Origin of the sequence: Pseudomonas sp. RG1 (genome assembly GCF_025910115.1) — a bacterium.
Lineage (GTDB): Bacteria > Pseudomonadota > Gammaproteobacteria > Pseudomonadales > Pseudomonadaceae > Aquipseudomonas > Aquipseudomonas atacamensis.
On sequence record NZ_JAPCIK010000017.1, the window covers coordinates 1 to 10,275 of the forward strand.

The following is a 10,275-nucleotide window of genomic DNA, read 5'->3' on the forward strand; positions in this document are numbered from 1 at the left end:
ACGTTAATCGTCGGCAGCGTCAGATGTGTATAAGAGACAGCCCACGCAGAGCGTGGGAACGATCAGATCAAAAGATCGCAGCCTGCGGCAGCTCATACAAGGGTTGTGATTGGCTGGGAGATCAGCGCAGGCCCAGTTTGGCCGCTGCGCGTTCAGTAATCTCGGTGCGCAGCTTCAACGAAGGCGCCGCACGTAACCGCGCTTCATCGACAACTGCACTCGGTGCCACGTCCGGGCTGCCGGCATTGAACGGCGGTGCCGGGGCATATTCCAGTTGCAACTGCACCAGTTGCGCCGTATCGGCATCGACCAGTTCCGCCGCCAGCACCAAGGCGAAATCGATGCCAGCAGTGATCCCGCCGCCGGTAAACAGATTGCCGTCGCGTACCACCCGATCCTTCACCGCAACCGCGCCCAGGGTCGGCAGCAACTGGTGATACGCCCAATGCGTGGTCGCGCGCTTGCCCTGCAGCAGGCCAGCCGCGCCGAGCACCAGCGAGCCGGTGCACACCGAGGTCACATAACGTGCCTGCGCGGCTTGGCGTTTGATGAAATCCAGCGTCTGCTGATCTTCCATCAGCGGCCCGACGCCACTGCCGCCGGGCACGCAGATCACATCCAGATCCGGACAATCCTCGAAAGTAGTAGTCGGTTTCAGCAGCAGGCCGGTGCTGGACGTCACCGGCATCAGGTCCTTCCAGATCAGGTGCACCTGCACGCCGGGCAACGAGGCGAGCACGTCGTAAGGGCCGGTCAGGTCGAGTTGCTGAACCTGCGGGAATAACAGAAAACCGATCTGCAGCGGCATCGTTCTTGCTCCGTTGAAAGAAGTGGACGACTGCACTGTAGGCGCGTAGGTTCTGGCGCATACGCCAATCACCCCACGAATTACGCCAAATGCCTAAAGCCATTCACGTCCTCGCGTTCGCCAACATGCAGATTCTCGATGTTACCGGGCCGTTGCAGGTGTTCGCCTCGGCCAACGATCTGGCCCGCCAGCGTGGTTTGCCGACGCCCTATGCGCCGAGCGTGATCGCCAGCGGCGGCGGGGCGGTGATGTCGTCGGCGGGCCTAGCGGTGCTGGCCGAACCGTTGCCGCAAACGCCCAGCGACACCTTGATTATCGCCGGCGGCTGGGGCATTTATCCCGCCGCCGAAGACTCGCAACTGGTCGACTGGGTGCGCGAGCACGGCACTCATTGCCGGCGCGTGGCTTCGGTGTGCACCGGGGCCTTTCTGCTCGCCGCCAGCGGCTGGCTCGATGGCCGCCGCGTGGTCACCCACTGGACGCGCTGCGAGCAACTGGCCGCGCAACATCCGAATCTGCACGTGGAAGCCAATCCGATTTTCATCAACGACGGCCCGGTGTGGACCTCGGCCGGGGTCACGGCCGGCATCGATCTGGCGCTGGCCATGGTCGAAGAAGACCTCGGCCGCGACATCGCCCTCGACGTCGCCCGGCACCTGGTCGTCTTCCTGAAACGCCCGGGCGGGCAGTCGCAATTCAGCGTGACGCTGTCGCTGCAACAACAGGGCAACCGCTTCGATGAACTGCACGCCTGGATCGCCGAAAACCTGACCTGCGACCTCGGCGTCCCGACCCTCGCCGAACAGGCCGGCATGAGCGAGCGCAGTTTTATCCGCCACTACCGTGCCGACACCGGCCAGACCCCGGCGCGGGCGATCGAATTGATCCGCGTGGAAACCGCTCGACGACTGCTCAGCGATACCGGCCTGCCGGTGAAACGCATCGCCGCCAATTGCGGGTTTGGCAGCGAAGAGACGTTGCGGCGCAGTTTTCTCCGTGCCATTGGCGTGACACCGCAGGCTTATCGGGAGCGGTTTTCGGTCAGCGTTGCAGCAGATCCAGTATCGCCTTGAGGGTTTCCTGCGGCGCTTCTTCGGGAATGTTGTGGCCGACACCCGCCAGCACGCGCCGCTCATAGAAGCCGCTGAAATGTTCGGCATCTCCATCAATCAGCGAAGGCGGGCCGACGCCATCATCGGCGCCGCACAGCGAAATGCTCGGCACGCTGATCACCGGCTGTGTGGCCAGCGCTTCCTCCATCCACTCCAGGGCTGGATCGCCCGGGGCGTAGCCGAAGCGATGCCGATAGGAATGAATCACCACGTCGACGAAATCAGGATTATCAAAAGCGCCAGCGGTCAGCGGGTAGCGTTCATCCTTTCGCGCCCATGTCGGCGACCACAGCCGCCAAAGCAACTGACACAACTCCCGGCGATTCTGCTTAAGTCCCTCGACGCCACGCGGCGTGTGGAAGTAGTACTGATACCAGAGCCGATGCTCGTCTTCGGGGTCCAACGGCTGGTTCGCATGGGCGATGTCCTGCACGAGGTAGCCGTCGCCGCTGACCAGCCCGCGCACTCGCGCCGGAAACAACGCCGCGACAACACACGCCGCCCGACCGCCCCAGTCATACCCGCAAAGCATGGCCTGTTCGATACCCAGCGCATCCATCAGATCGAGCAAGTCCTGCGCCATCGCAGCTTGCTGGCCGGAGCGCAGGGTTTGCGCACTGTTGAACCGGGTCGGCCCGTAACCGCGCAAGTACGGCACGATGACGCGGTAGCCTCGCGCGGCCAGCGCCGGGGCGACTTCGTCGAAGGCGCGCGGGGAATAGGGGAAGCCGTGGAGCAGAATCACCGGGGCGCCGTTGTTCGGACCGTGCTGTTCGTAGGCAATGGTCAGGGTTGGGGTAAGAACGCTCTCGATCATGACGAACCACTCCGTTTGAATCGTATTCAGACACTCTGTATCTGCGAACGGACTGCGGGTCACCGCTGCGCAGGTTTCACCATGAATATGGGCCTGAGCCAGTTGTCTGGCATGCAGGCCCGTTGTGGAAACATACCTGTCGATCAGAGATCGGTCTGACAAGCGCTGGCGAAAAAGCCTCAGCGCCTACGGCTGCCAGGAACTCTTCTCGCCACTCAGCTTGCGGTCAAGAAAACTCGCCGCACTGATCAACGCCAGATGCGTCAGCGCTTGCGGTGTGTTGCCCAGGTGCCGCCCATGGCTGTCGAACTCTTCGGCGTACAGTCCAAGCGGGTTGGCATATCGCAGCAATTGCTCGAACTCCAGATGGGCTTTTTCCACCTGGCCGGCGCGGGCCAGGCATTCGACGTACCAGAACGAGCACGCGGCGAACGCGCCTTCGGTGCCGCTGAGGCCATCGATGTTGGCGTCTTCGTTGCGATAGCGATAGACCATGCCGTCGCGCACCAGGGTTTTTTCGATCGCTTCCAGAGTCGACAGCCAGCGCGGATCCTTGGCGCTGACTAAACGCACCAGCGGCATCAGCAGCATGGAGCCGTCCAGCGCGGTGCCGCCCTTGTACTGAACGAAATGCCCGCGTTCTTCGTTCCAGAAGTTGTCCCAGATGTCGGTGTAGATCGCTTGCCGGGTGTTATCCCAACGGGCGAACGGCGCCGGCAGCGAACGCTTGGAAGCCAGACGGATCGCCCGGTCCAGCGCCACCCAGCACATCAGCCGCGAGTGCAGGAAATGATGGGTTTCACCGCGCATTTCCCAGATGCCGACATCTTCGCTCTGCCACGTCTCGCAGACCTGATCGACCACCTCGCCAACGTGCCGCCAGCCTTCGTGGGAAATGGCGTCACCGTATTTGTTGACCAGATACACCGCATCCATTAGCTCGCCGAAGATATCCAGCTGGATCTGATCATAAGCGCCGTTGCCAATGCGCACCGGTTGCGCGCCGCCGTGACCGGACAGGTGCGTGAGTTCGGTTTCCGGCAATTCCTGCTGGCCGTCGATGGCATAGAGGATGTTGAGTTTCATCGGTTTGCCACAGCAATCGCTGACCCGTCCGCGCAGCCATTGCATGTAGTGGTTGGCTTCATCGACAAAGCCCAGGCGCATGAACGCGTAAACCGTGAACGAAGCGTCGCGGATCCACGTGTAGCGGTAATCCCAATTGCGCTCGCCTCCAGGCGTTTCAGGCAGGCCGAAAGTGGCAGCCGCGAGGATTGCACCGTGCCGGCGTGAGGTCAGCAGTTTCAGGGCGAGGGCGGAGCGATTGACGATTTCCCGCCAGCGCCCGCGATAGTTGGATTGGCCGATCCAGCCGCGCCAGTATTTGAGGGTGCGCTCCATGCACAATTCGGCGGCGCCTTCGGCAAAGCGTGGGTCGTCGCTGCCACCGAGCATGAATGCGGCGGTTTCATTGTGCTCGAGGGTGAATTGCGCGACGGCCGCTTGCGCGTCGATCTGCAGTGCCTGATCTGAAGCCAGGCGTATCGACGGCTGGCCAGCGGCGTGGAACGTCACATCCTTTGCGTCCATCTCTGCCCGGGTGTCGGCGCGACCATAGTCGTGGCGCACCGCGCAGCGCAGGTTGAACGTCGCCGAGCCGCTGACCACGCGCACCCGGCGCATCAGCAGGGGCAGGGCGTCGACATCGTCACCGATGGGCAGCAGATCGGTGATTTCTACCACCGCGTGTTCGCTCAGCCAACGGGTCTGCAAGACGTTGGTGTCGGGCAGATAAATCTGTTCCCGGCGCGCATCCGGCAAGTCCGGCGCGAGCTGGAAAATCCCTGCTTCAGGGGTGTCGAGCAGCGAGCAGAAAATCGTCGGGCTGTCGAACTCCGGCCAGCAGAAAAAATCCACGCTGCCCTTGTCGTTGACCAGTGCGGCGCTGCGCATGTCGCCGATGATGCCGTGGGCACCGATGGGACTTTGTTGTTCCACTTCAGGCTCAGCCATTGCCGCGAAACTCCGGATAGAGGCTCATCCCGCCATCGATGAACAGGGTGGTGCCGACGATGTAGTCAGACACATCGGAAGCGAGGAAAACCACTGCGTTGGCAACGTCCTCGACATCGCCAATGCGTCCGTAGGGAATCAGCTCAAGAAGTTTGTCGCCGGCCGCGCCTTCAGTGGCTTCTGTGTTGATGGCCGTGCTGATCGCACCGGGCGCGATGCTGTTGATACGGATGCGCTGGTGGCTGACTTCCTGAGCGAGGCTCTGCATCAACTGATCGACGCCGCCCTTGGACGCCGCGTAATTGACATGCCCGGCCCATGGAATGCGCTGGTGCACCGAGCTCATGTGAATGATCTTGCCCGCCGCGCGCGACACGCCTTCGCGTACGCCCTGACGCTGAAAAATCCGCAACGCCTCCCGCGCGCAGAGGAACTGCCCGGTGAGGTTGACGCCGATCACCGTGTTCCAGTCGTCGAGGGTCATGTCCACGGCGGCAGCGTCTTTTTGCAGGCCGGAATTGGCTACCAAAATATCCAGCGAGCCGAAGGCTTCGACGGTCTCGGCGAACAGCCGCTCGACATCTTCTTCTTTTGAAACATCCGCGCCGATGGCGAGGGCCTTACCGCCTTCGGCGTTAATTTGCGCGGCCAGTTCTTCCGCAGGTTCGGCGCTGCTGTTGTAGTTGATCACGACCGCGGCACCGGCCGCAGCGAGTGCTTTGGCGGCGGCATGGCCGATGCCGGAGCTGGCGCCCGTGACCAGCGCCACCTGATGAGCGAGGGAAATCTGCATGATGATTCACGCCTTGGTTCCAGAGACTTAAGTAGCTGACTGATGGCAGACGCTGAGAGTTCATTTGCTGGAAGCGGTGATTGCGCGGGCCCCTTCGCGAGCAAGCTCGCTCCCACAGGGGACTGCATTTCGAATGTGCGAGCGAAGGGCCTTCACAGACCGCTAACAATTGCGCGCTTCCACGGCATTCAAGGCTATGGCAACTTGGCCGCCCTTGATGAGGCTGCAATCGATGGCAAATCCCTACCGCGAATTGTTCACCGCCCCCGGTGCCCGTGCTTTTGTACTGGCCGGGATGCTGGCGCGCATGCCGATTTCGATGACCGGCATCGGCCTGATCACCATGCTTGCGCAGTTGAACGGCGGTTATGCGCTGGCGGGTGCGGTGGCGGCGACGTTTGCCTTGGCCACGGCGTTTTGCGCGCCACAGGTATCGCGGCTGGTGGACCGTTATGGGCAGGGGCGGGTGCTGCCAATCGCTGCGCTGACCGGTGGCGGCGGGTTATTGATGTTGCTGCTGTGCACGCGTTTGCAGGCGCCGGACTGGACGTTGTTCGTCTTCGCCGCGCTGGCCGGGTGCATGCCGAGCATGTCGGCGATGGTGCGGGCGCGCTGGACCGAGATCTATCGTGGCCAGCCGCAATTGCAGACGGCGTATGCGCTGGAGTCGGTGCTCGACGAAGTGTGTTTTATCGTCGGGCCGCCGCTGTCGGTGGGCTTGTCGGTCGCGGTGTTTCCCGAGGCCGGGCCGCTGGCGGCGCTGCTGGCCCTGGCCATCGGCGTGACGGCGTTTGTCGCCCAGCGCAGCACCGAACCACCGGTGCACGCGCAGGAGTCGCAGCATCAGGGCTCGATCATTCGCTCGACTGACGTGCAATGGCTGCTGGCGTTGATGCTGGCGATGGGCGTGATCGTCGGGGTCATCGATGTGGTCAGCGTCGCCTTCGCTCAACATCAGGGCCAGCCGGCAGCGGCGAGTATTGTTTTGTCGGTATACGCGATCGGCTCATGCCTGGCCGGCATCGCCTTCGGTGCGATGCGTTCGAAACTGCCGTTGCCGCGCCTGTTTCTCTACGGCGCCGTGGCGACGGCGGTGACCACGCTGCCGCTGCTTTTGGCGAGTAACATCCTTGGCTTGTCGATCGCGGTATTTATCGCCGGGCTGTTCTTTTCACCGACGTTGATTGTGGCGATGGCGTTGATCGAACGCATCGTGCCGCCGGCCAAACTGACTGAAGGCCTGACCTGGCTGGTGACCGGGCTGAGCATCGGCGTGGCGATCGGCGCCGCCGGTTCCGGCGCGCTGGTGGATGCGTTTGGCGCGCGTAGCGGCTTCTGGCTGGCGATTGCGGCGGGGGCGGTGGTGCTGGTTTCAGCGTTTCAAAGTTTCCGTCACTTGAAATGAAATTCCACTGTGGGAGCGAGCCTGCTCGCGAAGGCGGTGTGTCAGTAAATATCTTCATACCTGATACAACGCATTCGCGAGCAGGCTCGCTCCCACAGTTATTTTGCGGTGTTACCAGCCTCGTCCTGAGTTGACCCAGAAGTTGACTGACAGCGAAGTCGACACCGACTCCACCTGATGGAACCAGCCCTCTGGCAAAAACAGCAGATCCCCGGCCTCCAGCGTCACCCGCAAAAACGTCACCTCCCGCGCTGCCGGGAAACGTTCATAGTCCGGTGCGTCCGGGTTGAAGTCGCAGCCATCCAGGCCTCCCTTGGGCGCGGTCGACCAGGTGCCCAGCGCTTCGCGGTGATGCGGCGCGGCGAGGGTGAATTTTTTCTGGCCCCAAACCTGGGCGAAGAGGTTGTCGGTGTCATCGCGGTGCAACGGCGTCAGCGTGCCCTTGGGGCCGATCCAGATCCGTGGCGGGATGAACAGCGAGGTGTCGAAGTAGGGCGGGTATTGGATCTGTTGCAGCAATTGCGCCGGCAGAATGTTGTTGCCCATGTACGCCGGCGGCTCGCCGTCCGCGCCCTTGACCGCCGGGCTGTCCAGCGAGGCGATGAACTCGGCCATCGAGGTCGAGCGGAAATCACGCTCGGTGGAAAAGGTCTTCTTCACGTAATCGCCGTGGCGGGTGATGCCCTGCAGTTCAGCAAAATGCACCAGCGATTCCTCACGGCTCAGGCTGAACAATGGCCAGTCGTGCAGGGCATTGCTGATCACCAGCGGAATGCCGTTGGGCAGAAAACGGGTTTCGAATTCGTGCCGGCTCAACTCGGCGCGCGCACGGCGTTCGACGCTGGTCTGGCGAGGCAGCGCGGCAGTGAGCTTTTCGCTGAAGCGTGGCGGCGTCGGATAGCGCTTGTTCATGTCGACCTTTTCCACCGTGCCGCCACCCTGGCGAGCGTGGTCGATGATCTGCGGCAACATCGTCGCCAGGCCCATGTTGCCGCCGATCTTCAGGCGCCCGCTGGCGAACAGTTCCTCGACATTGACCACGCCGGCCATGATCCCGAGAAAATCTTTTTCAGCGACTTCGATGGTCACGTCCGGACGCGGGTGGCGCCCGACTGCCGTGCGCTGGCTGGTCTTGATGTCGTACCAGTACGCCTGTTGCCCACTGAAGATGAACTGGAAAACGCCCTCGATGCCGACCGCGCCGGCGTTGGCGAACAACTTGCCCAGAATGCTCTGCAGGTCCACGGTGATTCCTCGCGATTGTTGTTTTTTTCCTGAACAGGCAACGAGCGGCTGGCGGGGGAATTTAGCGACCGGGCGACTAATTTGTCCGGCCAGTGATCCGTCTTTCTTGCAGACACATTTTTCAAGGAAAGCGCGGTGACCAAGCTGACATTGCTGTGCCTGCCCTATTCGGGCGCCAGCGCCATGGTTTACAGCCGCTGGCGGCGTCAACTGCCGACGTGGCTGCAATTGCAACCGGTGGAACTGCCGGGACGTGGCGCGCGGTTCGATGAACCGCTGCAAACCGACATGCGCGCACTGGCGCGGCAACTGGCGCGCGAGCACAAGCCGGGGCTGCAAGGCCCTTATGCGTTGTTCGGGCATAGCCTGGGTGCGTTGCTCGCCTGCGAACTGGCCCATGCCTTTCGCGAGTCGGGTGTGCCGGAGCCGCTGGCGCTGTTCGCCTCCGGCACCGCCGCACCGTCCATGCGCAGCGATTACGACCGCGGCTTTGCCGAACCGCGCAGCGATGCAGAGCTCATCGAACAGTTGCGCACCTTTCAGGGCACCAGCGAAGAAATCCTCGCCAATGAGGAATTGATGAGCCTGACCCTGCCGGTGCTGCGCGCCGATTTCATGATGTGCGGGCGCTTTACGCCTGCCGAGCGGCCCTTGCTCAATTGCCCGGTGCACGTGCTCGGTGGCAAGGAAGACCGCGCCACCACCGAACAACTGATCGGCTGGAGCAAAGAGACCCTGGGCAGTTTCTCGGTGGACATGATGACCGGCGGGCATTTCTTCATTCATGAACATGAAGCGCGGGTCATTCGCACGATCAAGACCCATCTGGAAGTGCATCACCGACGCCTTGCGCAGGCCGTGCAACCGGCGTTCTGAGACGCGCCTCATCTATCATTTTCAGGAGGCCAGTCATGGCTGTTGCTCTGGGGTTTTCCGTGCGGCCGTTGCTGCCGCAGCGCGGACGTTTGCCGCTGTTGGTCGAGGCGGGCGATGCCGACACCGATCTGTTGGCGGTATTCGATGAATTGAAGGCCTTGGTCGACGAGCATCTGCTGCGCGACGGTGGCGTGCTGTTTCGCGGCTTCCGCCTCGATGGCGCCGAGCAGTTCCGCCAGTTCGCCGCGAATTTCGGCCATCCGCTGCTGAACTACGAGTTCGGCTCGACGCCGCGCACCAACGTCACTCAAGGCGTGTACACCTCCACCGAATACCCGGCGCACCAGAGCATTCCGTTGCACAACGAACAGGCCTATTCCCGCGACTGGCCGATGAAGATCTGGTTCTACAGCATGATCGCTGCCAGGTCCGGAGGCGAGACGCCGATTGCCGACAGCCGCGAAGTCTACCGGCGCATCCCCGTGGCGATCCGCGAGCGGTTCGTCAGCAAGGGCCTGATGTACGTGCGCAACTTTGGCAATGGCCTCGATGTCGCTTGGGAAGACGTGTTCAACACCGAAGACCGCGAAGTCGTCGAGGCCTACTGCAAGGCCCACGGCATTGTCTGCGAGTGGAAGGACGACGGTGAGCTGCGCACGCGGCAGACATGTCAGGCGGTGGCGGTGCACCCGGTGACCGGCGACCACGTCTGGTTCAATCAGGCGCACCTGTTTCACATCTCCAACCTGCCAGCGGACGTGCGCGAAAGCCTGCTCGACATTGTTGACGAAGAAGATCTGCCGCGTAATGTCTACTACGGCGACGGCTCGCCGATCGAAGACGAAGTGCTGGCGCAGATTCGTGCGGTGCTCGACGACTGTGCGATCAGTTTCCCCTGGCAGGAGGGCGATGTGCTGATGCTCGACAACATGCTCTCGGCTCACGCGCGCTCACCGTTCGAAGGGCCGCGCAAAGTTATCGTGGCGATGGCCGAGGGGCATTCGCAGGACGTGCGCTGACCTGTTCGCAACCCTTCAACTCAAATGCCGAATCCGGGCCTGTACCGGCTTCGGCATTTGTCTGTCTGGCCTTTGTACCGTCGGGCCGTGATTGCCGCAGGCGCGCTAAATCATTGCGCGGGCCATTCGTTCTTGTTGATACGACCGGGTCTCCAGGTCACGCCGCCGATCAGCAAGGACTCCACGC

The 10,275-nt window shown here is 62.4% G+C and carries 9 protein-coding genes; 4 read left to right on the forward strand and 5 right to left on the reverse strand.

From position 1 onward, the window contains the following. Positions 1-121 precede the first annotated feature (121 nt). A complete protein-coding gene (gene inhA, locus OK411_RS10390; RefSeq protein WP_264364827.1) occupies positions 122-808 on the reverse strand; it encodes an isonitrile hydratase in 687 nt (228 codons plus the stop codon). An 89-nt stretch (positions 809-897) separates the two neighbouring features. Between inhA and OK411_RS10395 the strand changes: the two genes are divergently transcribed. Then, positions 898-1,881: a GlxA family transcriptional regulator gene (locus OK411_RS10395; protein ID WP_264364828.1), complete on the forward strand. Its 984-nt coding sequence runs from the start codon at positions 898-900 to the stop codon at positions 1,879-1,881. On the opposite strand, the gene OK411_RS10400 is transcribed toward OK411_RS10395, so the two are convergent. From OK411_RS10400 to OK411_RS10410, 3 genes are all read right to left on the reverse strand, one after another. After that, positions 1,850-2,737 (reverse strand): alpha/beta fold hydrolase, encoded by an 888-nt coding sequence (locus OK411_RS10400; protein ID WP_264364829.1) that lies wholly within the window; start codon positions 2,735-2,737, stop codon positions 1,850-1,852. The two genes, OK411_RS10395 and OK411_RS10400, sit on opposite strands and share 32 nt — an antisense overlap. Before the next feature lie 186 nt (positions 2,738-2,923). Continuing rightward, complete coding sequence (locus tag OK411_RS10405; RefSeq protein WP_264364830.1) at positions 2,924-4,750, reverse strand: glycoside hydrolase family 15 protein; 1,827 nt, start codon at positions 4,748-4,750, stop codon at positions 2,924-2,926. Further along, entirely contained in the window at positions 4,743-5,543 is an 801-nt protein-coding gene (locus OK411_RS10410; protein WP_024012348.1) for a glucose 1-dehydrogenase, read from the reverse strand. The genes OK411_RS10405 and OK411_RS10410 overlap by 8 nt, the downstream gene beginning before the upstream one ends. Positions 5,544-5,775: 232 nt before the next feature. On the opposite strand from OK411_RS10410, the gene OK411_RS10415 reads away from it, so the two are divergent. Continuing rightward, entirely contained in the window at positions 5,776-6,948 is a 1,173-nt protein-coding gene (locus OK411_RS10415) for an MFS transporter (protein ID WP_264364831.1), read from the forward strand. A gap of 111 nt (positions 6,949-7,059) precedes the next feature. On the opposite strand, the gene OK411_RS10420 is transcribed toward OK411_RS10415, so the two are convergent. Then, positions 7,060-8,193, reverse strand: a complete 1,134-nt coding sequence (locus OK411_RS10420) for a cupin-like domain-containing protein (RefSeq protein WP_264364832.1) — start codon at positions 8,191-8,193, stop codon at positions 7,060-7,062. Between the two features lie 135 nt (positions 8,194-8,328). Here OK411_RS10420 and OK411_RS10425 point away from each other — a divergent pair, with 135 nt between their 5' ends. Next, complete coding sequence (locus OK411_RS10425; RefSeq protein ID WP_264364833.1) at positions 8,329-9,069, forward strand: thioesterase II family protein; 741 nt, start codon at positions 8,329-8,331, stop codon at positions 9,067-9,069. Between the two features lie 35 nt (positions 9,070-9,104). Then, positions 9,105-10,088 (forward strand): TauD/TfdA family dioxygenase, encoded by a 984-nt coding sequence (locus OK411_RS10430; protein WP_016773893.1) that lies wholly within the window; start codon positions 9,105-9,107, stop codon positions 10,086-10,088. Positions 10,089-10,275 lie beyond the last annotated feature (187 nt).